The organism is uncultured Limimaricola sp. (assembly GCF_964022235.1).
GTDB lineage: Bacteria > Pseudomonadota > Alphaproteobacteria > Rhodobacterales > Rhodobacteraceae > Limimaricola.
Map to the genome: position 1 here is coordinate 55,193 of NZ_CAXHZL010000014.1, position 23,194 is coordinate 78,386.

At 66.7% G+C, this 23,194-nt stretch carries 20 protein-coding genes; 14 read left to right on the plus strand and 6 right to left on the minus strand.

Features of this window, described 5'->3' with window-relative positions; translation table 11 throughout:
- Positions 1-7 precede the first annotated feature (7 nt).
- Together nadA and AADJ02_RS15880 are read right to left on the minus strand one after the other, a co-directional pair.
- Positions 8-1,060, minus strand: a complete 1,053-nt coding sequence (gene nadA, locus AADJ02_RS15875) for a quinolinate synthase NadA (protein WP_341213984.1) — start codon at positions 1,058-1,060, stop codon at positions 8-10.
- 72 nt (positions 1,061-1,132) lie between these two features.
- Positions 1,133-2,635, minus strand: coding sequence for a hypothetical protein (locus tag AADJ02_RS15880; RefSeq protein WP_341213985.1), 1,503 nt, complete (start codon positions 2,633-2,635; stop codon positions 1,133-1,135).
- Positions 2,636-2,888: 253 nt separating this feature from the next.
- Here AADJ02_RS15880 and AADJ02_RS15885 point away from each other — a divergent pair, with 253 nt between their 5' ends.
- The 14 genes from AADJ02_RS15885 to AADJ02_RS15950 all read left to right on the plus strand — a co-directional run bounded on the left by AADJ02_RS15885 (position 2,889) and on the right by AADJ02_RS15950 (position 19,840).
- Positions 2,889-4,472, plus strand: a complete 1,584-nt coding sequence (locus AADJ02_RS15885) for an ABC transporter substrate-binding protein (protein ID WP_341213986.1) — start codon at positions 2,889-2,891, stop codon at positions 4,470-4,472.
- A 338-nt stretch (positions 4,473-4,810) separates the two neighbouring features.
- Positions 4,811-5,818, plus strand: a complete 1,008-nt coding sequence (locus AADJ02_RS15890; RefSeq protein WP_341213987.1) for an ABC transporter permease subunit — start codon at positions 4,811-4,813, stop codon at positions 5,816-5,818.
- Positions 5,818-6,726 carry an ABC transporter permease subunit gene (locus AADJ02_RS15895; protein WP_341213988.1) on the plus strand — a complete coding sequence of 303 codons (909 nt, stop codon included), beginning with the start codon at positions 5,818-5,820 and terminating at the stop codon, positions 6,724-6,726. Before AADJ02_RS15890 ends, AADJ02_RS15895 begins: the two co-directional genes overlap by 1 nt.
- Before the next feature lie 4 nt (positions 6,727-6,730).
- Complete coding sequence (locus AADJ02_RS15900) at positions 6,731-7,708, plus strand: ABC transporter ATP-binding protein (RefSeq protein WP_341213989.1); 978 nt, start codon at positions 6,731-6,733, stop codon at positions 7,706-7,708.
- The gene (locus tag AADJ02_RS15905; RefSeq protein WP_341213990.1) at positions 7,705-8,724 is read left to right on the plus strand and encodes a dipeptide ABC transporter ATP-binding protein; all 1,020 of its coding nucleotides are present in this window, start codon (positions 7,705-7,707) and stop codon (positions 8,722-8,724) included. The genes AADJ02_RS15900 and AADJ02_RS15905 overlap by 4 nt, the downstream gene beginning before the upstream one ends.
- Before the next feature lie 322 nt (positions 8,725-9,046).
- Positions 9,047-9,496, plus strand: a complete 450-nt coding sequence (gene paaI / locus AADJ02_RS15910; protein WP_341213991.1) for a hydroxyphenylacetyl-CoA thioesterase PaaI — start codon at positions 9,047-9,049, stop codon at positions 9,494-9,496.
- Positions 9,497-9,715: 219 nt separating this feature from the next.
- On the plus strand, positions 9,716-10,567 hold the full coding sequence (locus tag AADJ02_RS15915; RefSeq protein ID WP_341213992.1) for a PaaX family transcriptional regulator C-terminal domain-containing protein: 852 nt from the start codon (positions 9,716-9,718) through the stop codon (positions 10,565-10,567).
- Positions 10,568-10,722: 155 nt separating this feature from the next.
- Positions 10,723-11,691: a 1,2-phenylacetyl-CoA epoxidase subunit PaaA gene (gene paaA / locus AADJ02_RS15920; protein WP_341213993.1), complete on the plus strand. Its 969-nt coding sequence runs from the start codon at positions 10,723-10,725 to the stop codon at positions 11,689-11,691.
- 5 nt (positions 11,692-11,696) lie between these two features.
- Complete coding sequence (paaB, locus tag AADJ02_RS15925) at positions 11,697-11,981, plus strand: 1,2-phenylacetyl-CoA epoxidase subunit PaaB (protein WP_269396053.1); 285 nt, start codon at positions 11,697-11,699, stop codon at positions 11,979-11,981.
- The gene (gene paaC / locus AADJ02_RS15930; RefSeq protein ID WP_341213994.1) at positions 11,981-12,730 is read left to right on the plus strand and encodes a 1,2-phenylacetyl-CoA epoxidase subunit PaaC; all 750 of its coding nucleotides are present in this window, start codon (positions 11,981-11,983) and stop codon (positions 12,728-12,730) included. Before paaB ends, paaC begins: the two co-directional genes overlap by 1 nt.
- 5 nt (positions 12,731-12,735) lie before the next feature.
- Entirely contained in the window at positions 12,736-13,221 is a 486-nt protein-coding gene (gene paaD, locus AADJ02_RS15935) for a 1,2-phenylacetyl-CoA epoxidase subunit PaaD (protein WP_341214026.1), read from the plus strand.
- Positions 13,221-14,291, plus strand: coding sequence for a 2Fe-2S iron-sulfur cluster-binding protein (locus AADJ02_RS15940; RefSeq protein WP_341213995.1), 1,071 nt, complete (start codon positions 13,221-13,223; stop codon positions 14,289-14,291). The genes paaD and AADJ02_RS15940 overlap by 1 nt, the downstream gene beginning before the upstream one ends.
- Positions 14,292-14,294: 3 nt before the next feature.
- A complete protein-coding gene (gene paaZ / locus AADJ02_RS15945; protein WP_341213996.1) occupies positions 14,295-16,340 on the plus strand; it encodes a phenylacetic acid degradation bifunctional protein PaaZ in 2,046 nt (681 codons plus the stop codon).
- A complete protein-coding gene (locus tag AADJ02_RS15950; protein WP_341213997.1) occupies positions 16,340-19,840 on the plus strand; it encodes an indolepyruvate ferredoxin oxidoreductase family protein in 3,501 nt (1,166 codons plus the stop codon). Before paaZ ends, AADJ02_RS15950 begins: the two co-directional genes overlap by 1 nt.
- Positions 19,841-19,847: 7 nt before the next feature.
- On the opposite strand, the gene AADJ02_RS15955 is transcribed toward AADJ02_RS15950, so the two are convergent.
- From AADJ02_RS15955 to AADJ02_RS15970, 4 genes are all read right to left on the minus strand, one after another.
- Positions 19,848-20,012 (minus strand): hypothetical protein, encoded by a 165-nt coding sequence (locus AADJ02_RS15955; RefSeq protein ID WP_341213998.1) that lies wholly within the window; start codon positions 20,010-20,012, stop codon positions 19,848-19,850.
- 147 nt (positions 20,013-20,159) lie between these two features.
- Positions 20,160-21,320 (minus strand): FAD-dependent monooxygenase, encoded by a 1,161-nt coding sequence (locus AADJ02_RS15960; RefSeq protein ID WP_341213999.1) that lies wholly within the window; start codon positions 21,318-21,320, stop codon positions 20,160-20,162.
- The gene (locus tag AADJ02_RS15965; protein WP_341214000.1) at positions 21,310-21,999 is read right to left on the minus strand and encodes a methyltransferase domain-containing protein; all 690 of its coding nucleotides are present in this window, start codon (positions 21,997-21,999) and stop codon (positions 21,310-21,312) included. The genes AADJ02_RS15960 and AADJ02_RS15965 overlap by 11 nt, the downstream gene beginning before the upstream one ends.
- Positions 22,000-22,010: 11 nt before the next feature.
- Positions 22,011-23,066: a type III polyketide synthase gene (locus AADJ02_RS15970; protein ID WP_341214027.1), complete on the minus strand. Its 1,056-nt coding sequence runs from the start codon at positions 23,064-23,066 to the stop codon at positions 22,011-22,013.
- Between the last annotated feature and the right edge of the window lie 128 nt (positions 23,067-23,194).

Below are 23,194 nucleotides of genomic sequence, written 5' to 3' on the forward strand. Positions count from 1 at the left end.
GCCCGTGTCACGCCTTGGCCAGGCTGCGCGACAGATCGATCATCCGCTCCACCGCGCGGCGGGCGGCCACCGCGATCTCCTCGGGGACGATCACTTCGGGCGACATGGTGTGCAGCGACCACAGCACCTTTTCGAGGCTGATCATTTTCATGTAGGGGCACATGTTGCACGGCTTTTGGAAGGCCACGTCCGGGAAGGCGTCGGTGATGTTCGAGGCCATCGAGCATTCGGTGACCAGCAGCGCCTTTTCGGGCCTGTTACGGTCGATCCAGTCGATGATGCCGCTGGTCGAGCCGGTGAAGTCGGCCTCGGCGGTCACCTCGGTCGTGCATTCGGGATGCGCGATGATCTTCACTTCCGGGTCGGCGGCGCGGTAAGCGCGCATCTCTTCGGCGGTGTATTGCTCGTGCACGATGCAGCTGCCCTCCCACCAGACGATCCGCTTGGTGGAGTCCTTGGCCACGTTGCGCGCGAGGTGCTGGTCGGGGGTCATGATGACCGTGTCGCTCTCCATCGCCTCGACGATGGCCAGCGCGTTGGCCGAGGTGCAGCAGATGTCGGAGGCGGCCTTCACCTCTGCCGTGGTGTTGACATAGCTGACGACAGGCGCGCCGGGATATTTGGCGCGCATCTCGGCGATGCCCGCAGCGTCGATGCTCTCGGCCAGCGAACAGCCCGCGTTCATGTCCGGCATCAGCACGGTTTTGGCGGGGTTCAGGATCTTCGAGGTCTCGGCCATGAAGTGCACGCCGCACTGCACGATCACCTGCGCTTCGACCTTGGTGGCTTCGATGGCGAGCTGCAGGCTGTCGCCCACCACGTCGGCGATGCCGTGATAGATCTCGGGCGTCATGTAGTTGTGCGCGAGGATCACGGCATCTCGCTCGCGCTTGAGCTTGTTGATCGCCTCGACATAGGGGGCATAGGTCGCCCAGTCGACGGGGCTCAGCACCTTGTCCATGCGCGCATAGAGATCGGCCGTGCGTTCGGCGGCCTCCACCGACGGTGCGAGGTCGTAATGCCGCGCGAGTTCCTCGCGCATGATGCCAGTCTCGAACATGTGCCTCACCTTGCGTCAGCCGGTTGGGGGTGCCTCATACAGGGGTGGGAGAAGAAGTTCCAGATCGCGCGTTCAGGACCAAAGGCCAAAGCCCACGGCCCAGAGCGTCAGCAGGGTGCCGGTGACCAGTGCGTAGGCGCCGTTCCACTTGAGCCCGACGTGCAGCGCGCTCTTGCCCGCGAAGTTGCCGGTGAGCAGCGTTGTGGCCGTAAAGGGCGACGTGATGCCCGACAGCGCCCAGCCCGCGGTGATCGCGATGAACAGCGCCACGGGGCTGACGCCCATCGTCTCGGGCGCGGGCAAGAGCGGGAACAGCAGCGTCACCGCGAGGATCGGGTTCATGCCGAGCTGGCCGGTCACGGGGATGAACCACACCAGCAGCCCGAGAATCAGCGGGCCGGGCAACGCCTCGATCAGCGGCGCGAACTCCGCCACATGAGGCGCGAGCACTCCCGCGCCCGCGGTGCCGATATAGCCCGCCATCATCAGCAAGGTCAGCTCCGGGCGATAGCGCGGCAGCTCGCGCGCCGTGTAGCGCCCCGCGCGCCGGACGGCACCGCGCGCGCCCTCCTGCAACACCACCCAGCCCAGCGCCAGAAGCGGCACCACGAGAAGCACCGCCCCGACCACGCGCACCTCGAAGGCGACGTGCAGGAGCCAGACCGGCACACCCAGAAGCGCCAGCAACAGCACCAGCGGCAGCACGGCGCCCGGCCCGCCTTCGGGGCTGTGGCGGACCGGCGTGCGGGTGAGCTTCGGCTTGAATATCTGGTCCATGGCCCAGCCGGTGCCCGCGACGATCAGCCCGGTGACCAGCGCCGGCAGCACGGTCGCCTTGTAGGGCGCGGCGGGCAGCAAGGCTCCGGTGATCGCCACCGAAAACGACAGGGGCGACCAAGGCAGCACCGACACGAAGCCGCGCTGGATCGCCAGCAGCATCCGCCGGGTGCGGTGAAAGCGGATTTCGGGGTCCTTCTCTCGCGCCGAGCTTGCGACGGACAGGCTGCCTAGGAGCGCGATCGAGCCGTAGTTCAGCAGCACCGAGAACGCCTGACCGCCCAGCGTCAGCGCGAGGTAGCGCCGACCGGGAGGTTGGGCCGCGAGATAGCGGCCACAGGCGCGGATCGCGGGCGAAGTTTCGGCCGCCGAGCGCAGCGTGGCGAGAGCGACGAAGAACCCGCCGATGAAGGCCGCCGAGCCGAGCCCCGCCTGCACCCGTGCGGCCCAGTCGCCGCCCTGCATCCAAAGCGCCGCCGTCACGATGAGCGCCACCACGACGAAACCCAGCCTGCGGCCGCGCAACCGCCAAGCCAAAAGCGCCACCACCAGCGGTACGATCCATGCCGCCCCGAGGCCCGCACCGGTCGAAGGCGCCCAGTCCTTGAGCGTGACGAGCGCCGTCATCACGACCAGCGCCGCGCCAAAAAGCGGCTCGGGGCGTGCGGTGGCCGGGGGCGTGGGGGCACCGTCATCGAGGCTATTGCCCGATGAGGTCGTCTCCGCGAGGCCCACATCCGTGGCATCCCTGTCGGTGGCGATGGGTGCGACGCGGTGAAGGGGCAGTTCAGAAGCCATGATGCAGTGTCCGGGATATGCGGCGCGACCATGCCCGCGCGCGCAGGCAGCCGCAAGGCGAGCCGGACATGCTTCCGCAGCTGCCGACAGGGGCTCCGCGTGCCGCCATGGGGACAAACAACCCCGTTTCCGCCGGGTCAGAGGAACGCAGGGTCTTGCCTGACGCGCCGCGCTGGGACAACCTGCCGTCACAACGCATCGGCCTGCCGTCACTTCGTGTGCCGAGAATGGCCGGGCAGTCAGGGAGAACGACATGAAGATGAAGACATGGCTCGCCGCAGGCGTCGCCACCCTCGCTCTTGCGGGCGCCGCTCAGGCGCAGAACCTCGTCTATTGCTCGGAAGGCAGCCCCGAGGGCTTCGACCCCGCGCTCTACACCTCCGGCACCACCTTCGACGCCTCGTCGCACACGGTCTACAACCACCTCACCGAATTCAAGACCGGCACCACCGAAGTGATCCCCGGCCTCGCCGAGAGCTGGGAGGTCTCCGAGGACGGCACCGAGATCACCTTCAACCTGCGCCAAGGCGTGAAATTCCACTCGAACGATCAGTTCACGCCGACGCGCGACTTCAACGCCGATGACGTGATTTTCTCCTTCGAGCGTCAGGGCGACGAGAACCACCCCTTCAACAAGGCCTCCGGCGGCACTTGGGAATACTATCAGGGCATGTCGATGCCCGACCTCGTCGAGAGCATCGAGAAGGTCGACGACTATACCGTCAAGTTCAAGCTGACCCGCGCCGAGGCGCCCTTCATCGCCAACATGGCGATGGACTTCGCCTCGATCCTTTCGGCCGAATACGCCGAAAGCGTCAAGGACAGCCCCGAGATGCTGAACCAGCAGCCCATCGGCACCGGCCCCTTCTCCTTCGTGGCCTATCAGAAGGACGCGGTGATCCGCTTTGCCCGCTTCGACGACTATTGGGGTGAGCCCGCCAAGGTCGAGAACCTGATCTTCGCGATCACGCCCGACGCCTCCGTGCGCTACCAGAAGCTGCAGGCGGGCGAATGCCACGTCATGCCCTATCCGAACCCCGCCGACATCGCCGCGATGAAGGAGGCCGAGGGCATCGAGGTGATGGAGCAGGAGGGCCTCAACGTCGGCTACCTTGCCTACAACACCCAGCAGGCGCCCTTCGACCAGCCCGAGGTCCGCAAGGCCCTCAACATGGCGATCGACAAGCAGGCGATCCTCGACGTGGTGTTCCAGGGCTCAGGCTCGGTTGCCAAGAACCCGATCCCGCCGACCATGTGGTCCTACAACGACGCGGTCGAGGATGATGCCCATGATCCCGAGGCCGCCAAGGCAATGCTCGAAGAGGCCGGTGTCACCGACCTGTCGATGAAAATCTGGGCGATGCCGGTGCAGCGCCCCTACAACCCGAACGCGCGGCGCATGGCCGAACTGATTCAGGAGGACATGTCCGAGATCGGCGTCGACGTGGAAATCGTCTCCTACGAGTGGGGCGAGTATCTCGAGCGCTCCAAGGAAGTGGACCGCGACGGCGCGGTGCTGCTCGGCTGGACCGGCGACAACGGCGATCCGGACAACTTCCTCGCCGTGCTGCTCGGCTGTGACGGTGTGGGCGGTTCGAACCGCGCGCAGTGGTGCAACGAGGAGTTCGAGGCGCTGATCCAGGAGGCCAAGACCAAGTCCACGCAAGAAGAGCGCGCAGCGCTCTACGAGCAGGCGCAGGTCGTGTTCAAGGAGCAGGCGCCTTGGGCTACCATCGCCCACTCGGTCGTCGCCATGCCAATGCGCGAAGAGGTCGAGGGCTACGTGGTGCACCCGCTAGGCGGCCATATCTTCCACGATGTGAGCATCGCGGAGTAATCCGTTTGCGCTGAACGCCCGGGGGTCCGGGGCCGTCATGGCCCCGGACCCTTCGCATATCAGGGGCTTGCCGCTTGACCGCCCCGTCAGCCGGGGCGCAGGCTGGACCGGACCCCGCGTCAAGGGTCACAAGAACTCGACAGCTTCGTGATCCACGTGCTACGTGGCCCGCTGCAAGAGGGCGTTCCCACATGGGAGGGACGCGCCCCATCGACCACGATCACCAGATCGACGCCTAGATGCACCAGCAACAGGAGACCCGAACCGGCATGGTCATCCTCTCATTCACCAGCTCCGCCGCGCCCGCGCGCCGGGGCCACTGCAAGGCGGGCCGCTAGATGCTGCGCTACATGCTGTCGCGCTTCGCGACCTTTCTGCCGACCTTCATCGGCGTGACCCTCATCTCCTTCGCCTTCATCCGTGTGCTTCCGGGCGATCCGATCATCGTCATGGCGGGCGAACGCGGCATGACGCAGGAGCGTTATGACGAGCTGGTGATCCAGTTCGGCTTCGACCGACCGGTCCTCGCGCAGTACTGGGACTATCTCACTGGCGTGCTGCAGGGCGATCTCGGCACCAGCTATGTCACCAAGCGGCCCGTGTGGGACGAGTTCTTCGCTCTGTTCCCGGCGACGCTGGAGCTGTCGATCTGCGCGATGATCTTCGCAGTGGCGCTGGGCCTGCCGGCGGGCGTCATCGCCGCGATGAACCGAGGCAAGTTCTATGACCGCGCGCTGATGTCCACGGCCCTCGTCGGCTACTCGATGCCGATCTTCTGGTGGGCCTTGCTACTGATCATCGTGTTCTCGGGCAACCTCGGCTGGACCCCGGTCTCGGGCCGGATCGACCTTCTGTATTACTTCCCCGACACCACCGGTTTCATGCTGATCGACAGCGTGATGTCGGGCCAGAGCGGCGCCTTCACCTCCGCCGTGCGCCACCTGATCCTGCCGACCATCGTGCTGGGCACCATCCCGCTCGCGGTGATCGCGCGCCAGACCCGCTCGGCCATGCTCGAGGTGCTGGGAGAGGATTATATCCGCACGGCCCGCGCCAAGGGCCTGCCGCCGGGTCGGATCAACGGCATCCACGCGCTCAGGAACGCGCTGATCCCGGTGATCACCGTGATCGGCCTCTCGGTCGGCACGCTGCTCGCGGGCGCGATCCTCACCGAGACGATCTTTTCATGGCCGGGCATCGGCAAATGGATGGTCGATAGCATCTTCCGCCGCGACTATCCGGTCGTGCAGGGTGGGCTGCTGCTCATCGCCGTGATGGTGATGGTGGTGAACCTGACCGTCGATCTTCTCTACGGCCTCATCAACCCCAAGATCAGGAAGCGCTGATGGACCAGGCACTCTCAAAGGAAGTCGAGACGCAGGTCGAGCAGCGCCCGGGGCGGCTGCGCGAGTTCTGGTTCTATTTCCGCGAAAACCGGGGCGCCGTGTTCGGCTTCTGGATCTTCGTCGTCTTCGTCATCGTCGCGGCCACGGCGCCGTGGATCGCGCCGCATGATCCGACGCACCAGTACCGCGCCTTCACGCTGATCCCCCCCGTCTGGCAGGAGGGCGGCGACTGGCGCTTCGTGCTGGGCACCGATCCTCTGGGCCGCGACATGCTCTCGCGGCTTCTGAACGGCGCGCGCTACTCCTTCTTCGTCGGCATCGTCGTGGTCGTGGTCGCGGCCTCGGGCGGCATCCTGCTGGGCCTGCTGGCGGGCTTTTCGCCCAAATGGCTCGACGCGCTGATCATGCGTCTGATGGACATCATCCTCGCCTTCCCGTCGCTCTTGCTGGCGCTGGTTCTGGTGGCGATTTTGGGCCCGTCCCTCACCAACGCGATGATCGCCATCGCGATCGTGCTGCAGCCGCATTACGTGCGCCTCACCCGCGCCAGCGTGATCGGCGAGCTGGGCAAGGACTATGTCACCTCGGCCCGCGTCGCGGGTGCCGGGCTATGGCGTCTGATGTTCGTCACCGTACTGCCGAACTGCCTCGCGCCAATCATCGTGCAGGCGGCGCTGTCGTTTTCGACCGCGATCCTCGACGCCGCGGCCTTGGGCTTTCTCGGCATGGGCGCACAGCCGCCGACGCCCGAGTGGGGCACCATGCTCGCCGAGGCGCGCGAGTTCATCCTGCGCGCATGGTGGGTGGTCACCCTGCCCGGCCTCGCGATCCTCGTCACCGTGCTTGCCATCAACCTGATGGGCGACGGCCTGCGCGACGCGCTCGACCCGAAACTGAAGCGGAGCTGATCTCATGAGCCTTTTGAGACTGCGCAACCTCTCGGTCGAATTCGCGACCACCGGCGGCCGCTTTCGCGCCGTGGATCAGGTCGACCTCGACGTTGACAAGGGCGACGTCCTTGCCATCGTCGGCGAAAGCGGATCGGGAAAATCGGTGTCGATGCTGGCGCTGATGGGGCTACTGCCCTGGACCGCCAAGGTCACGGCGGACGAGATGATCTTCGATGGGCACGACCTGTCGAAGTTGTCGGCCCGTGCGCGCCGCCGCATAGTCGGCAAGGATCTGGCGATGATCTTTCAGGAACCGATGTCCTCGCTGAACCCCTGCTTCACCGTGGGCTACCAGATCCGCGAGGCGCTGCGCATCCATCTCGGCATGGACCGCAAGGCGGCGCAGGCCCGCGCGGTGGAGCTGTTCGAACTGGTCGGCATTCCTGCCCCCGAGCAGCGGTTGAAAGCCTTTCCGCACCAGATGTCGGGCGGCATGAACCAGCGGGTGATGATCGCCATGGCGATCTCCTGCAACCCCAAGCTGCTGATCGCCGACGAGCCGACCACCGCGCTCGATGTGACGATCCAGGCGCAGATCCTCGACCTGTTGGTCCGGCTGCGCGACGAGACCGGCATGGGCCTCGTGCTGATCACCCACGACATGGGCGTGGTGGCCGAAACGGCGCAAAGGGTGTCGGTGCATTACGCGGGCCAGAAGGTCGAGGAGCAGCCGGTGCGCCCGCTGTTCCGCGCGCCGCATCACCCCTATACCTCGGCGCTTCTGGCCGCCCTGCCAGAGCGCGCCACCGACAAGCGGCTGCCGACCATCCCCGGCGTCGTGCCCGGCCAATTCGACCGGCCAGAGGGGTGCCTCTTCTCGCCGCGCTGCGCCTTTGCCGACGATCGCTGCCGCAAGGTGCCGCCCCTACCGCGCGGGCCCGAGCTTGGCCTCGCGCGCTGCCACTACCCGCTCAACACCGACGAAAGGCTTGCCTCGTGAGTGCCGTGACAACCGACGCCCCGACCCCAGCCGCCCCCGTCGTCACCGCACGCGGGCTGACGCGCCACTACGAAGTCGGCGGCGGCATGTTCTCGAAACCCAAGGTGGTGCGCGCGCTGTCGGATCTCGATTTCGAGCTGACGCCGGGCCGTACCTTGGCAGTGGTGGGCGAGTCTGGCTGCGGCAAGTCGACCCTCGCCCGCGTCGTGACGCTGATCGAGGAGCCGACGCGCGGCGATTTGTCGATCTCGGGCACCAACGCCACGCCCGACGCTTGGAAAAGCCTGCGCTCCAAGGTGCAGATCGTGTTTCAGGACCCCTACGGCTCGCTCAACCCGCGCCAGCGGATCGGCCAGATCCTGGTCGAGCCGCTGCTCATCAATCGCCCCCAGATGCCAAAGGAGGAGCGCGAGGCCAAGGCGCGCGAGATGCTGCGGCTGGTGGGGCTGCGACCTGAGCATTTCGACCGCTACCCGCACATGTTCTCGGGCGGCCAGCGCCAGCGCATCGCCATCGGCCGGGCCTTGATGCTGGAGCCGGAGGTCTTGGTGCTCGACGAGCCGGTTTCGGCGCTCGACGTGTCGATCCAGTCTTCGGTGCTGAACCTGCTCATCGACCTGCAGGAGCGGATGCAGCTGGCCTATCTGTTCATCAGCCACGACCTGTCGGTGGTGCGCCACGTCGCCGACGAGGTGACGGTGATGTATCTGGGCCGGGCGGTCGAGACGGGGCCGAAGGACATGATCTTCGACAACCCGCAGCACCCCTATACCAAGGCGCTGCTGTCGGCGACGCCGCGCGCCGATCCCGAGGCCGCCAAGGAGCGCATCAAGCTCGAGGGCGAGTTGCCTTCGCCCCTTGCCGTCCCGCCCGGCTGCGCCTTCGCGCCGCGCTGCTGGAAGGCGCAGGACAAGTGTCGCAAGGCGCGGCCCCTGCTCGACGGGGCGACGCAGAAATCGGCCTGCTTCTTCCCCGAAGGCGAAGGCAAGCCCTCGGCGGAAGCGCCAGCGAGTTGAGATGTGGATGAGGGGGCCGGGAGGCCCCCTTGTTACATCCGCAGAAGCGCCGGAACGCCTGCCGCGCCGGTGCCCACCGACAACGAGCCGGCGATCGGGTTCGCAGTAGGCCCCAGCCCTGCTCAAGACCGACATCATTGACCCACCCGCATCGCCATGCGACACGTTTTTCGCAGTTCAATCGACCTTTTGTGACCCTTTTCTCCGGGTGCCGCAAAGAAATGGGAGGGATCATGTTCGAACGAATGTCTCGCAAGGGCCGGATCATGAACCGGCGCGCCGCGCCACGACCTCGCAGGTCCGGCGTCATGGGGGGCCTGCGATGAGCGGCGCCGGAGAACGGTCGCTTGATGCGCAGGCGCAGGCGCAGGCCGAGAAGCGCACCGCCGAAATGTGGGCCGAGGATACCGCCAGCAAGGCGATGGGGATGGAACTGCTCGAAGTTGCGCCGGGCCATGCCATCATGACGATGCGGGTGCGCGAGGACATGGTGAACGGCCATGGCACGCTGCACGGCGGCCTGACCTTCGCCTTCGCCGACAGCGTTTTTGCCTTCGCCGCCAACAGCTATGACTATCAGGCCGTCGGCGTGCAGTGCGACATCGTCTACCATGCGCCGGGGCGTTTAGGAGACGTTCTGATCGGCACCGGCGCAGAGGTGACACGCGTCGGGCGCTCGGGGCTTTACGATGTGGCGGTGCGGCGCGAGGACGGGGTGCTGATCGCCAGCTTTCGCGGCACCTCGCGGATCGTGCCGCCCCGTGCCGAATGATGTGAAATCAAAGGTGGCATGGACGTGAAGTATCCCAACCAGCGCCGCCGTATCACCCTCGCATCGCGCCGAACAAGACCGATGCACGGACCGGATCGTGGCGCTGCAGACCACGCCTGTCAGCCGAGGGGGCCTCTGCGCAACCGCGCACGCACGGGCTGAATTGTGCCTATGACGCAAGGGCAGTACACCGCTCCTCGCGCACAACCCGGAGCCGACATGTCGCCTGACCTACTTGCCCGAGCCCTCGCCGCCAACCCGGTCAGCGCGGGAGCCTTCATCGTCACGCTCTATGGCGACGTGGTGGCCCCGCGCGGTGGCGAGATATGGATGGGCAACATCATCACCGCCTGCGCCGCCGTGGGGCTGAGCGAAAGCCGAGTGCGTACCGCAGTGTCGCGGCTGGTGGCATCCGAGCGGATCGAAGGCGTGAAAGACGGGCGCAAGAGTTATTACCGGCTTACCCCTGCTGCCGAAAAGGAATTCCAGCGCGCCGCTCGGCTGATCTACCGCCGTCCGCGCGCAGAGCCGCTGAAGGGCTGGCATCTCGTGGCGCTGCCGCAGGGGCCGGGGCGCGAGGCGCTGGTGGCACGGCTCACGAGGCTGCGCTTTGGCATGGCCGAGCCCTATCTGGCGATCCTTCCCGACCGGGGCGACCCCCTGCCCCCCCTTGGTGCGCCGCACTTTCACGCGACGACCGAGGACGACCTGACCGAGATGGCCCGGGCCGCCTGGCCGCTCGATGCGCTGGCCGAACGGATGCACCACTTCATGGAGGGCTTCGCGCCGCTGGAGGGCATTACCTGCAGCCCCGAGGAGGCACTTGGGCTGCGGCTGCTGCTCGTCCATGTCTACCGCGACATCGCGCTGTCGGACCCCGGCCTGCCTTTGGGGCTTTTGCCAGACGACTGGCAAAGCCCGGCGGTGCGCGCGCTATTCGCACGGCTCTATCTACAGCTCACCCCCGCCGCCGACGCCGCCGTGACGCGCGATTTCGTCGACCGCGACGGCCCGCTCCGGGCCGATCCGACCCGTATCGCGCGGCGCATCGCGGATCTCTCCTACGACTGAAAAACCCCGCGAGGCCTGCCAGTCGCGGCGGCCGCGAAAGCATCACAGCCTAATGCACTCGTGACTTGAGTTGTGCCTAATGTCGTGTCACAAGATGTGCAGGGCCTTGGGATTCCCGTGCGGGATCGGCCCGCGTCAGCCGCAGGAGATCTGGGATGTATGCACAGCTCGTTGAGACCGGGGCCGCCGAGACCTCGGAGAAGGACCGGGAGTTTCAGGCGAAGATCGACCGCGGCGTGCGGATCGAGGCCAACGACTGGATGCCCGAGGGCTACCGCAAGACCCTGATCCGCCAGATCAGCCAGCACGCGCATTCCGAGATCGTGGGTCAGCTGCCCGAGGGCAACTGGATCACCCGCGCGCCGTCGCTGCAAAGAAAGGCGATCCTGCTCGCCAAGGTGCAGGACGAGGCAGGGCACGGGCTTTATCTCTACTGTGCCGCCGAAACGCTGGGCATCAGCCGCGACGAGATGACCGCGCAGCTCTTGTCGGGCAAGGCCAAGTATTCCTCTATCTTCAACTATCCCACCCTGACATGGGCCGATATCGGCGCGGTGGGCTGGCTCGTCGACGGGGCCGCGATCATGAACCAGGTACCGCTGCAGCGCTGCTCCTATGGCCCCTACAGCCGGGCGATGATCCGCGTCTGCAAGGAAGAGAGCTTTCACCAGCGGCAGGGCTTCGACGTGATGCGTCAGCTTTGCCAAGGCACCGAGGACCAGAAAGCGATGGCGCAGGACGCGCTGAACCGTTGGTGGTGGCCCTCGTTGATGATGTTCGGCCCCTCCGACAAGGACTCGGTCCATTCCGAGCAGTCGATGAAATGGGGCATCAAGCAGAACACCAATGACGAGCTTCGCCAGAAGTTCGTCGACCAGACCGTGCCGCAGGCCGAATGGCTGGGCCTCACCGTGCCCGACCCGGACCTCGCGTGGAACGAGCAGAAGGGCGGCTACGATTTCGGCGAGCCGGACTGGTCCGAGTTTTACGAGGTGCTCAAGGGCAACGGCCCGTGCAACCGCGACCGGCTGGCGGCGCGCAATAAGGCTTGGGACGACGGCGCTTGGTATCGCGACGGGCTGACCGCCCATGCCGAGAAACAGCAGACCATCGCGGCGGAGTGAGCGACATGAGCAAGGAATGGCCCCTATGGGAAATCTTCATCCGCGGCCAGCACGGTCTGTCGCACCGGCATGTCGGCTCGCTGCACGCGCCCGACGCCGAGATGGCGCTCAAAAACGCGCGTGACGTCTATACCCGGCGCAACGAGGGCATGAGCATCTGGGTGGTGGAATCCGCCAAGATCACCGCTTTCGACCCCGACACCGCCGAGCAGAACTTCGCCGCGCCGAAGTCCAAGGTCTACCGCCACCCGAGCTTCTTCGAGATCCCCGACGACGTGGGGGCGATGTGATGGATCCGCTCGTCACCTTCTGCCTGCGGATGGGCGACACGACGCTGATCCTCGGCCAGCAGACCGCGGCGTGGTGCGGCCACGCGCCGGTGCTCGAAGAGGACATCGCCTTTGCCAATATGGGTCTCGACCTGATCGGCCAGACCCAGCTTTGGTACGAGATCGCCGCCCAAGCCGAGGGCAAGGGTCGCACCACCGACGACCTCGCCTTCTTCCGCACCGAGCGGCAGTTCCTGAATGCGCAGCTGGTCGAGCGGCCCGACGAGGACTTTGCCCACGCACTGATGCGGCAATACCTGTTCGACGCGTGGCACCTGCCGATGCAGGAGGCGCTGTGCGAGAGCGGCCATCAAGCGATCCGCGAGCTGGCGCAGAAATCGGTCAAGGAGGTGCGCTATCACATCGACCGTTCGCGCGATCTGATCGTGCGGCTGGGCGACGGCTCGGACGAAAGCCGTGCCAAAATGCAGGGCGCGCTCGACGCGCTCTGGCCCTATGCCGCCGACTTGATGGCGACCGATGAGGTCGAGGCGGCGCTCGCCGATCAGGGCGTGCTGCCGGGCCTCGACCGCGTGAAGACGGCCTTCGACGCCGAGACTGCCGCCACGATGGCACGCGCGACGCTCAACCTCCCCGACAACGGCCACGCCCGCACCGGCGGACGGAGCGGCATCCACACCGAGGCGATGGGTTATCTCCTCGCCGAGATGCAATCCATTCCCCGTGCCTTTCCCGACGCCCGCTGGTGACCGCGATGCGCCCCGATCCCGATACGGTGCGCGATTGGCTGGGCGAGGTGCCTGACCCCGAGATCCCGGCGATCTCGGTCGTCGATCTCGGCATCGTCCGCGACGTAGGCTGGGAGAAAGACACGCTCGTCGTCAACGTCACGCCCACCTATGCGGGCTGCCCTGCGACACTGGTGATCGCGCTCGACATCGAGACGGCGCTGCGCGCGCGTGGGCTGGAAAAGGTCGACGTGCGCCGCCGCATGTCGCCCGCATGGTCGACCGACTGGATCAGCGCCGAGGGCCGCCGGAAGCTGCTCGATTACGGCATCGCGCCGCCGCAGCTCAACGCTGCCAACTGCGCGGGCATGCTGTCGGCCCAAAGCGCCGCCTGCCCGCAATGCGGCTCGGAGAACACCGAGATGCTGGCGGGCCGCGGCTCCACCCCCTGCAAGGCGCAGTTCCGCTGCCGCGACTGCCGCGAGCCCTTCGATTACTTTAAGGCGATCTGATGCAAGAGTTTCATCCGCTGACCGTCACCGGCATCGACCACGACACCCGCGACGCGGTGGTCGTGTCGCTTGCCCCGACCAAGGGCGATTGCGAGGCTTTCCACTTTCGCCCGGGCCAATACCTTACCTTTCGCCGCGATTTCGACGGTGAAGAGCTACGCCGCTCCTATTCGATCTGTGCCACTCCCGAGGAGGGGCTGCGCGTGGGCATCAAGAAGGTCGATGGCGGGGCGTTCTCCAGCTTTGCCAAGCACGAGCTAAAGGTCGGCGACACGCTCGACGCGCTGCCGCCGCAGGGCCGGTTTCATGCCCCCGAGGAGGCGGGCGAGAAGCACTATCTTGGTTTCGCCGCTGGCTCCGGCATCACCCCAGTGCTGTCAATCGCCAAGAGTATCCTTTCGGGCTCGGACGGGGCGCGCTTCACGCTGGTCTATGGCAACCGGCAGTTGTCGTCCGTGATGTTCAAATCTGAGTTGGGCGATCTCAAGGACCGCTACCTCGACCGGCTGAATGTCATACATGTCTTCTCGGGCGAGGCGCAGGAGATCGAGCTGTTCTCGGGACGGATCGACGCCGACAAGTGCCGCGCGCTGTTCGGCCCATGGGTCAGCCCCAAGGCCGAGATGGCCTTCATCTGCGGCCCCGAGGCCATGATGAAGGACGTGGCGGTCGCGCTCGAAGAGGCGGGGATGCGGAAGGAAAAGATCAAGTTCGAGCTGTTCGGCGCCGCCCAGCCGGGACGCGCGAAGATGCGCGAGACAGCCCGAGCCGCGCGCGAGAGCGGAGAGATGGTCCGTGCCACCGTGATCCTCGACGGCGTGTCGCGCAGCTTCCAGATGCCGCGCGCCGGCCAGTCGGTCTTGGAGGCCGCGCGCGAGCACGACATCGACGCGCCCTACTCCTGCAAGGCCGGGGTCTGCTCGACCTGCATCGGCCGGGTGAAATCAGGCGAGGTCGAAATGATGCAGAACTACGCGCTCGAAGACAACGAGGTGGCGGACGGCTTGGTGCTGACCTGCCAGTGCCTGCCGCTGTCGGACGAGATCGTCATCGAATACGAAGGACACTGAGACATGCTGGACGCCATCCCCACCGAACCGCGCCGCCTTGAAAGCTTTGTTGCGGGCCGCTGGCAGGCCGGAACCGGTGAGGGCCAGATCGTCACCGACGCCGCGACCGATGACCCGGTCGCGCGCGTCGACGCCACCGGCATTGATATGGGTGAAATGCTGCGGCATGGCCGCGAGGTCGGCGGCCCCGCCCTGCGCGAGATGACCACGCATCAGCGCGCGATGATGATGAAGCGGATCGGGCTGGCGCTGATGGAGCGCAAGGAGGAGCTCTACGCGATCTCCACCGCCACCGGCGCGACCCGATCGGATGGCTGGATCGATATCGAGGGTGGCATCGGCACGATGCTGTCCTATGCCTCGAAGGGCCGGCGCGAGTTGCCCAACGCCCATGTCATTCCCGATGGAAACCCTGAGATCCTGTCCAAGGACGGCAGCTTCATTGGCCAGCACATCCTGATGCCGCTCGAAGGCGTGGCGATCCATATCAACGCCTTCAACTTTCCGGTCTGGGGGATGCTGGAAAAGCTCGCGCCGACATGGCTCGCCGGCATGCCCGCCATCGTGAAGCCCGCGAGCCAGACATCATATCTCACCGAAGCCTGCGTGCGGCTGATGCTGGAAACCGGCGATCTGCCCGAGGGCGCGCTGCAGCTGATCTGCGGTCGCACTGGCGACCTGCTGGACCGCGTCACCTGCCAGGACGTGGTTACCTTCACCGGTTCCGCCGCGACAGCGCGCAAGTTGCGCAATACACCCGCGATCATCGAGAACGCGGTGCGCTTCACCGCCGAAGCCGACAGCCTCAACGCTTGCATCCTCGGTCAAGACGCCACACCGGATAGCCCGGAGTTCGAGCTGTTCGTCAAGGAAGTGCATCGCGAGATGACCGCCAAAGCGGGTCAGAAATGCACTGCGATCCGTCGCGCCATCCTGCCGCGTGCGCTGGTCGAAGCGGCCATCGAGGCGCTTCGGACACGGATCGAGAAGACAGTGATCGGCCATCCCGGTGACGCCGCCACCCGCATGGGCGCTCTGGCCTCGACCGATCAGGTCGAGGAGGTGCGCCGCGCCATCGAGGCGATCGGTGCCGAGGCGCGGGTCGTCATCGAACCGGGCGCGGTGCCGGAGACGGGCGCCTTCATCGCCCCCTGCGTGTTGGTCTGCGACGCGCCGCTGACCGCCAGCGCCCCGCACGAGATCGAGGCCTTCGGCCCGGTCTGCACATTGATGCCCTATGACACGCTCGACGAAGCTGTCCTGATCGCCAACCGGGGCGCGGGATCTCTCGTGGCCTCGATCTTCACCGACGACGCAGGCGTCGCGCGCCACCTTGGCCTCGGCATCGCCAAGTTGCATGGCCGGGTGCTCTTCGGCAATCGCCGCTCCGCCAAGACCTCTACCGGTCACGGCTCCCCCCTGCCCCAGATGGTGCATGGTGGGCCCGGCCGCGCCGGCGGCGGCGAGGAGTTGGGCGGGATGCGGGCCGTAAAACACTTCATGCAGCGCACCGCGTTGCAGGGCACGCCGGATCAGCTCACGGCCGTCATCGGCCAATGGATGCCGGGTACGGCGCGGCGCGAGACCGAAACGCACCCGTTTCGTAAATCGCTGGCGGAGCTGGAGATCGGCGACACGATCGTAACGCAGGCCCGCCAAGTGACGCTTCAAGACATCGAGCACTTCGCAAACTTCACTGGCGACACCTTCTATGCCCACATGGACGAGGCCGCCGCCGCGCGGAACCCGTTCTTCGAGGGCCGCGTCGCGCATGGCTACCTGATCGTCTCCTTCGCCGCAGGCCTCTTCGTGCAGCCCGACGAGGGCCCGGTGCTGGCGAACTACGGCGTCGACAACCTGCGTTTCATGACGCCGGTGAACGCGGGCGACAGCTTGCGCGTCCAACTCACCGCCAAGCAGATCAACCCGCGCGAGACGGATGACTACGGCGAGGTCCGCTGGGACTGCACCGTGCTGCGCGACGACGCCGAAGTGGTGGCGCAATACGACGTGCTGACGCTGGTGGCCAAGGAGCAAAGGACATGGTGATGGTCCGCGACATTGCGCAGGACGAGGCAGTCGCGCAGCCCGCGCAACCGACCCGGACGCTGGCCACTTACGCGCTCGCCGACCGCTACAAGCGCACCCAAGGCCGCGTGTTCCTTACCGGTACGCAGGCGCTGGTGCGGGTCATGCTCGATCAGGCGCGGCGCGACAAGGCGGCGGGGCTCGACACCGCAGGTTTCGTCTCGGGCTATCGCGGTTCGCCCTTGGGCGCGCTCGACATGGAGATGTGGCGCGGCAAGGCACAGCTCGCCGAGCACCGGATCGAGTTCCTGCCTGCCGTGAACGAGGAGCTCGGTGCCACCGCCGTGCTCGGCGCCCAGCAGGTCGCGCTCGATCCGCGCGCGGAAGTCGAGGGCGTGTTTTCGATGTGGTACGGCAAAGGGCCGGGGGTGGACCGCTCGGGCGACGCGCTCAAGCATGGCAACGCCTATGGCTCATCGCCCAAGGGCGGGGTGCTGGTGGTGGCGGGCGACGACCACGGCTGCGTGTCTTCGTCGATGTCGCACCAGTCCGACGTGGCCTTCATGGCGTGGTTCATGCCGGTGCTGAACCCGGCCTCCGTGGCCGAATACCTCCCCTACGGCGAATGGGGCTTTGCGCTATCGCGTTTTTCCGGCACATGGGTCGGCTTCAAGGCGGTGTCAGAGACGGTCGAAAGCGGCTGCTCGGTCGAGCTTTTACCCCCCCGCGAGTTTGTCCAGCCCGACCACACAGGCCCCGCGGGCGGGCTGCACGTGCGGCTGTCGGACCTCCCCTCGCCCGAGATCGAAGCGCGGATGCAGCACAAGCTGGCGGCGGTTCAGGCCTTTGCCGAGGCCAACCCGATCGACCATGCGCTCTACGGGATCGCCGACGCGCGCTTTGGCATCGTCAGCACGGGCAAAGGCCATCTCGATCTGATGGAGGCGCTGCGGCTCTTGGGCTTGAACGAGGCCGAATGCCGCCGTCTGGGCATCGACATCTACAAGGTCGGCATGGTCTGGCCACTGGCGCGGCGCGGCGCGCTCGACTTCGTGCAGGAAAAGGAAGAGGTCCTCGTCGTCGAGGAAAAGCGCGGCATCATCGAAAGCCAGCTCAAGGAGTATTTCTACGACTGGCCCGGCCACAAGCCCGCGCGCATGGTCGGCAAGTTCGACGGGCCGGGCAACCCGCTGCTGCCCTGGACCGGGGAGCTGTCGGCCAAGGTGCTGCTGCCGGTGCTGGCCCGCCGCCTCGACAAGCTGTTCCCCGATGAGGGTTTTCCGGCCCGCGCCAAGGCGCTGACCGAAACGCCGCCGCCCGTCCTGTCGATCCCCGGCGCGACCCGCACGCCGTATTTCTGCTCGGGCTGCCCGCACAACACCTCGACCAAGCTGCCCGAAGGCAGTCAGGCGAACTCCGGCATCGGCTGTCACGTCATGGCGTCGTGGATGGACCGCGAGACGCTGGGCTATGCGCAGATGGGCGGCGAAGGCGTCCCATGGGTCGCGGCGTCGAAGTTCAACGGCAATCGGCACATCTTCCAGAATCTCGGCGAGGGTACCTGGTATCACTCGGGGAGCCTTGCGATCCGACAGGCCGTCGCCGCAAAGGCCAACATCACCTACAAGATCCTCTACAACGACGCCGTCGCCATGACCGGCGGCCAGCCGGTGGACGGCCCCGTCAGCGTGCAGGGCATCGCCCAGTCCTGCCGCGCCGAAGGGGTCGAGCGGATCGCGCTGGTCTCGGACGACCCGCTCAAGTTCGAGCACGCCGATTTTCCGACGGGTACGACCATCGACCATCGCCGCGACCTCGACCGGATCCAGCGCGAACTGCGCGAGATCCCCGGCGTCACGGTTCTCATCTACGAGCAGACCTGCGCCACCGAGAAGCGCCGTCGCCGCAAGCGCGGCACGATGGAGGACCCCAAGCGCTTTGCCTATATCAACGAGCTGGTCTGCGAGGGCTGCGGCGACTGCTCGGTCGCGTCGAACTGTCTTTCGGTCGAGCCGAAGGAGACGGAGTTCGGCCGCAAGCGGAAGATCAACCTGTCGAGCTGCAACAAGGACTTCTCCTGTCTCGAAGGTTTCTGCCCCAGTTTCGTCACCGTCGAAGGGGCGACGCGCCGCAAGCGCGAGGGGGCGGGGATCGATGCGCTGGCGCTGGCTGCCGACCTGCCCCTGCCCGATCTGCCCGAGTTGTCGAAGCCCTACGAGCTTCTGGTCTCGGGGGTCGGCGGCACCGGCGTGGTCACAGTGGGCGCGCTGATCACCATGGCGGCGCATCTCGAAGGCAAGGGATCGAGCGTGCTCGACTTCACTGGCTTCGCGCAGAAGTTCGGCACGGTGCTCAGCTACATCCGCCTCGCTCGCAATCCCGAGGAGATCCATCAGGTCCGCATCGAAGCAGGCGCGGCGGATGCGGTGATCGCCTGCGACATCGTCGCCTCGTCGTCGCCCAAGGCGAGCGTCTGCTACCGGCGCGGCACCCACGTGGTGCTCAACCGCGCAGAGATGCCCACGGGCGATCTGGTGCTGCATCGCGATGCAGACCTGAGAGTTGACGCGCGCGAGGCGGCGATCGCCGCCGCCGTGGGCGCGGACCGGCTCGACGCCTTCGATGCCAACGCCGCCGCCGAGGCCCTCTTGGGCGATGCGGTGTTTTCGAACGTGATGATGCTGGGCCACGCGTGGCAGAGCGGCATGGTGCCGGTCTGCCTCACCGCACTCGAACAGGCATTGGAGCTCAACGGCGTCGCGGTCGAAAAGAACCGCATGGCGCTGGCCTACGGTCGCCTGATGGCGGCGCGGCCTGATCTGCTGGCGCAGGCCTTGGGCCAAGCGCCCGCCGCGGAAGAGACGTTGGAGCGGCTGATCTCGCGGCGCGCAGACTTCCTGACCGAGTATCAGGACGCCGCTTGGGCGCAGCGCTACCGCGACAGGCTTTCGCGTTTTCATGCCGCCCTCGATCTACCGCAAACCGACGCCGAGGCTCTGACGCGGCTGGCCGCGACGTCGCTGTTCAAGCTGATGTCCTACAAGGACGAATACGAGGTGGCACGGTTGCACGGCGACACCGGGTTCCACGCGCGGCTCGCGGCCGAGTTCGAGGATGGCTTCACGCTCAAGCACCATCTCGCGCCGCCGCTGCTGCCCTTGGGCCGGGATTCACGCGGGCGGCCCCGCAAGCGTGGCTTCGGGCCGTGGATCGGCCCGGTGTTCCGTGGCCTGGCACGGATGAAGCGGCTACGCGGCACCGCGCTTGACCCCTTTGGTCACACCCATGAGCGGCGCATGGAGCGCGAGTTGATCGGCTGGTTCGAGGGGGTGATGTCGGACTGCGCCGCGGCCGCGGGCCATAGCGAGCCCGGTCTTTGCGAGGCGCTGTTGTCCGCGCCGATGGACATCCGCGGCTTTGGCCCGGTCAAGGCAGAGGCCGTGGCCAAGGTCCGACCCCGCGTAGAGGAGCAGCGCGCGGCGCTGGTCCGGCAGCAGAGCGGCGCAGCGCCGCTCCGCTGATCCGCGATCAGGCGGCGGCGGTGGCCTTGCCGCCTGCGAAGAGGCCGCGCAGCTTGAGGCGCAGGCTGGTCATCATCGCCGCAACCAGCTCGGAGCGCATCTGGCGGGCTTCGGCCATCACGGCGTCGATTTCGGCCTGAGTTGGGTGGGTGTAACGGACGATCTGGGTCATCTTCGGCTCTCTTGGGTTCATCGGCGGGCGCTGTCGCCCGCACCGTCGAAATGGCCCCGAAACCCGCCAAATGCCAGTCATTGCCGCCATGCAGTTCCTGCATGGCCTTTTGGGCAATGCGGCCGCTGGCCGCCCCGGCCCTGTACCTCAACAGACCGGCTTCACCTTACCGCTCAGCCGCGCGCCGAGTGTCAGCGTCGCGGGCACCGCCGCAATCACCCGGCCCAGCCCGGCAAAGCGCTCGGGCCGCATCGCGAGGTTGGCAAAAGCGTTGGCGGCGCGAATGCGGGTCGAGAACTGGCGTCGCCACGCGGCATGATAGCTGGCCCCTGCCGCATCGCGCGCCCGCGCATCGGTTGGATCAAGCCCAGTCAGCGCACGCGACAGGAGCCAGCCCGACTGAATCGCCATCGAGATGCCTTCGGCGATCACCGGATGCGCCTCGCCCGCGAGGTTGCCGACGCGGTAGATGCCATCCGCATAGCAGGGCCGCAACGCCGGACGGATCGGCCCCGCCGCCAGCCACGGCCCGTCGCGCGTGGCCGGGCCAAGTGCCTCACGAACGCCGCGGCAGGAGCGCATCAGATGCGCCTGCAACGCCTCACCCGCCGTGTCGCCCGGCTGCCGTAGCCGCATCAGAACGTCGCGCCGGACGCAGCACGACAAGGAAAGCCGCCCGCCATCGACCTGCACCATGCCGCCATAGCCGCCCGGAAAGGACAACAGCGGCATCAGATCCGCATCGAGCGCGCCACCGTGAAAATGCGCCTTGAAGCCGAGAAGATCGCCCGGCCCCTGCAGCTTGGGCGCTTGCGTCGGCAATGGCCCCCGCTCCCACGACCCATGCGCTGCGACGAGGATGGGCGCGGCCAGCGTGACGGTGCCCTGCGGCGCGACCAGCGTCACCCGGTGCCAGGAGGCTTCTCGCACCATCCCGGTCGCGCGGCAAGGTTGCAGGATCTCGACGCCGCAGCGTCGGGCCTGTGTCACGAGCAACCCGTCGAGCACATCGCGCCCGAGCCCGCGCCCGTGGCCGCCGGAGACAGGCATCGGCGCCGTCACCACCCGTTCGCCCATGAACAGCGCCACGCGCTTGATTTCGGGCCCCGCCGCCGCATCCCATTTCGCAGCCACGCCCAGGGCATCGAGCGCCGGGCGGCTGGCTGCGGACATGAACTCGCCGCAAACCTTGCGGCGCGGAAATTCGGAGCGCTCGACCAGCGCCACGCGAAGGCCCGCCCGCGCCAGCCCGATCGCCGCCGACGCGCCGCCCGGCCCGGCGCCGATGACGATGGCATCATGCGTCATGACCGGCTCCCCATGCCGCGAAGCCATGGCTGAATGGCCCCTTGCGCCCCTCGAACACCACCCGACCCGGCCACAATTGCGACAGCTCTTCGCCTCGGAACCCGGCACGGACGCTGGCGGGTGCGTCGTGCCGCGTCACCTCATTGGCCCCGATGGCTCCCACCGCGCGCGAAGCGATGTAGGACAGCCGCGTGCGAAGTGGCTCGGTCGCGACGAGGTGACGCGCATGCGCCGCGATCTCAGCCAGCAACGCCTCGAGCGAGGGCCCCTCGAAGTGGTGCAGAAACAGGTTGGCGATCACCAGATCGACCGGAGCCGTCCGGGCTGCGATCCAACCCTGAGCATCCGAGGCCACGACCGCGACGCGCCAACCGAGCGCGCCGAGCGCCGCTATTGTTGCCGGTGCCACGACCGGCTGCATGTCGAGCAGGACGAGACGCGGTGCGCCTTGAATGGGGCCAAGCCTGCGCGCGAGCCGCAGCGCCCCCGTGCCATCGCCGCAGCCCATGTCGACCACCACCCGCATCGGTCCCACCACGTGATCCCGGATCAGCGCGGCGGCAATATGGGCGTTGAACATCAACCTGTTGATGCGCCGCAGATCGGCACGAGAGGCGCGCGCGCGCGGATCGTCCGGCGGCAGGTCGTCGAGCATTTCGGGCACCAGAACGCGCCGCATGGCCCCTGCCCTCACGCAGCCATCTCGAAGCTCATCGTCTCGGCGGTGAGGCCGGGGCCAAAGGCCATGCCGATGCCCTTTTGGCCCGGCTTGCCTCGCGCCAGCAGTTTTTCGAGCACGAACATCACAGTGGCCGACGACATGTTGCCATTGTCGCGCAGCACCTCGCGCGAAGCCGCCAGTGCCTCGTCGCCCAAGCCCAGCGTCTTCTGGATCGCGTCGAGCACCGAGCGGCCGCCCGGATGCACGGCCCAGAGGTCGATCTGATCGACCGTTCGATTGCCGAGGATGTCGCCTTGGTGCGCACTCAGGACCGCTTGGATCGTCGCGGGCACCTGCCCCGACAGCACCATGTCGAAACCATCGTCGCGCACGTTCCAGGTCATCAACTCGTCGGCGTCGCCCGCGAGAAGCGCCTTGAACCCATCGAGCCGGATGCCGGTCGGTTCCGCGGTGACGAGCGCCGCCGAAGCGCCGTCGCCCCAGATCGAGAAGGTTAGCAATCGTTCGAGATCGGTCGTCTCCTTGAGATGCAGCGTGCAGAGCTCGCAATTGACGACCAAAACCTTGGCGTCCGGCTCGGACCGCACGATGTGCCGCGCCGTCTTGAGCGCGCTGATGGCGGCGTAACAGCCCATGAAGCCGATCAGCGTCCGTTCGACCGAAGGGTCGAGCCCAAGGCGACGCAGGATCTGAAGATCGAGGCCAGGGGCCGACATGCCAGTACAGCTGGCAACGACGAGGTGGGTGATCTCGCGCGGATCTTCGAGCTTCAGCCCCTCCACGGCGCGCATGGCGAGGTCGGCGGCATGGGTTTCGAAAAAATCCATCCTTTCGCCCGTCCCCGGGAATTCACCGCGTCGGAACATACCCGCGCGGTCCACCACCGGCCCGGCGGCATCATCGGCGGTCTCGATGCAGGAATACCGCCGCTCGATCCCGGACTTCTCGCTCATCTTCATGAACAACCGTTGTTCACGGGGCTTGTCACACAGGCTGGCAGCGGCGAACTGCCGAAAGTAATCATGGATCTGGTTCGCCGGAACGGCAGATGAGATCCGATTCACATGTGCTTGGGACAAAGCGTTCTCCGCAAGAGCCGCCTATAGTATGGCGGCAACTGAGATTGAAACAGATCCATGGGTCTCCAGTTCCCTAGGCTCTGGACCCATCGATCCTGATGAGGCTGCGTGAT

What these genes read in the sequence shown, in the direction of transcription:
- nadA (WP_341213984.1), bottom strand. Translation starts at nt 1,060, where the DNA reads ATGTTCGAGACTGGCATCATGCGCGAGGAACTCGCGCGGCATTACGAC.
- AADJ02_RS15880 (WP_341213985.1), bottom strand. Translation starts at nt 2,635, where the DNA reads ATGGCTTCTGAACTGCCCCTTCACCGCGTCGCACCCATCGCCACCGAC.
- AADJ02_RS15885 (WP_341213986.1), top strand. Translation starts at nt 2,889, where the DNA reads ATGAAGATGAAGACATGGCTCGCCGCAGGCGTCGCCACCCTCGCTCTT.
- AADJ02_RS15890 (WP_341213987.1), top strand. Translation starts at nt 4,811, where the DNA reads ATGCTGCGCTACATGCTGTCGCGCTTCGCGACCTTTCTGCCGACCTTC.
- AADJ02_RS15895 (WP_341213988.1), top strand. Translation starts at nt 5,818, where the DNA reads ATGGACCAGGCACTCTCAAAGGAAGTCGAGACGCAGGTCGAGCAGCGC.
- AADJ02_RS15900 (WP_341213989.1), top strand. Translation starts at nt 6,731, where the DNA reads ATGAGCCTTTTGAGACTGCGCAACCTCTCGGTCGAATTCGCGACCACC.
- paaI (WP_341213991.1), top strand. Translation starts at nt 9,047, where the DNA reads ATGAGCGGCGCCGGAGAACGGTCGCTTGATGCGCAGGCGCAGGCGCAG.
- AADJ02_RS15915 (WP_341213992.1), top strand. Translation starts at nt 9,716, where the DNA reads ATGTCGCCTGACCTACTTGCCCGAGCCCTCGCCGCCAACCCGGTCAGC.
- paaA (WP_341213993.1), top strand. Translation starts at nt 10,723, where the DNA reads ATGTATGCACAGCTCGTTGAGACCGGGGCCGCCGAGACCTCGGAGAAG.
- paaB (WP_269396053.1), top strand. Translation starts at nt 11,697, where the DNA reads ATGAGCAAGGAATGGCCCCTATGGGAAATCTTCATCCGCGGCCAGCAC.
- paaC (WP_341213994.1), top strand. Translation starts at nt 11,981, where the DNA reads ATGGATCCGCTCGTCACCTTCTGCCTGCGGATGGGCGACACGACGCTG.
- paaD (WP_341214026.1), top strand. Translation starts at nt 12,736, where the DNA reads ATGCGCCCCGATCCCGATACGGTGCGCGATTGGCTGGGCGAGGTGCCT.
- AADJ02_RS15940 (WP_341213995.1), top strand. Translation starts at nt 13,221, where the DNA reads ATGCAAGAGTTTCATCCGCTGACCGTCACCGGCATCGACCACGACACC.
- paaZ (WP_341213996.1), top strand. Translation starts at nt 14,295, where the DNA reads ATGCTGGACGCCATCCCCACCGAACCGCGCCGCCTTGAAAGCTTTGTT.
- AADJ02_RS15950 (WP_341213997.1), top strand. Translation starts at nt 16,340, where the DNA reads ATGGTCCGCGACATTGCGCAGGACGAGGCAGTCGCGCAGCCCGCGCAA.
- AADJ02_RS15955 (WP_341213998.1), bottom strand. Translation starts at nt 20,012, where the DNA reads ATGACCCAGATCGTCCGTTACACCCACCCAACTCAGGCCGAAATCGAC.
- AADJ02_RS15960 (WP_341213999.1), bottom strand. Translation starts at nt 21,320, where the DNA reads ATGACGCATGATGCCATCGTCATCGGCGCCGGGCCGGGCGGCGCGTCG.
- AADJ02_RS15965 (WP_341214000.1), bottom strand. Translation starts at nt 21,999, where the DNA reads ATGCGGCGCGTTCTGGTGCCCGAAATGCTCGACGACCTGCCGCCGGAC.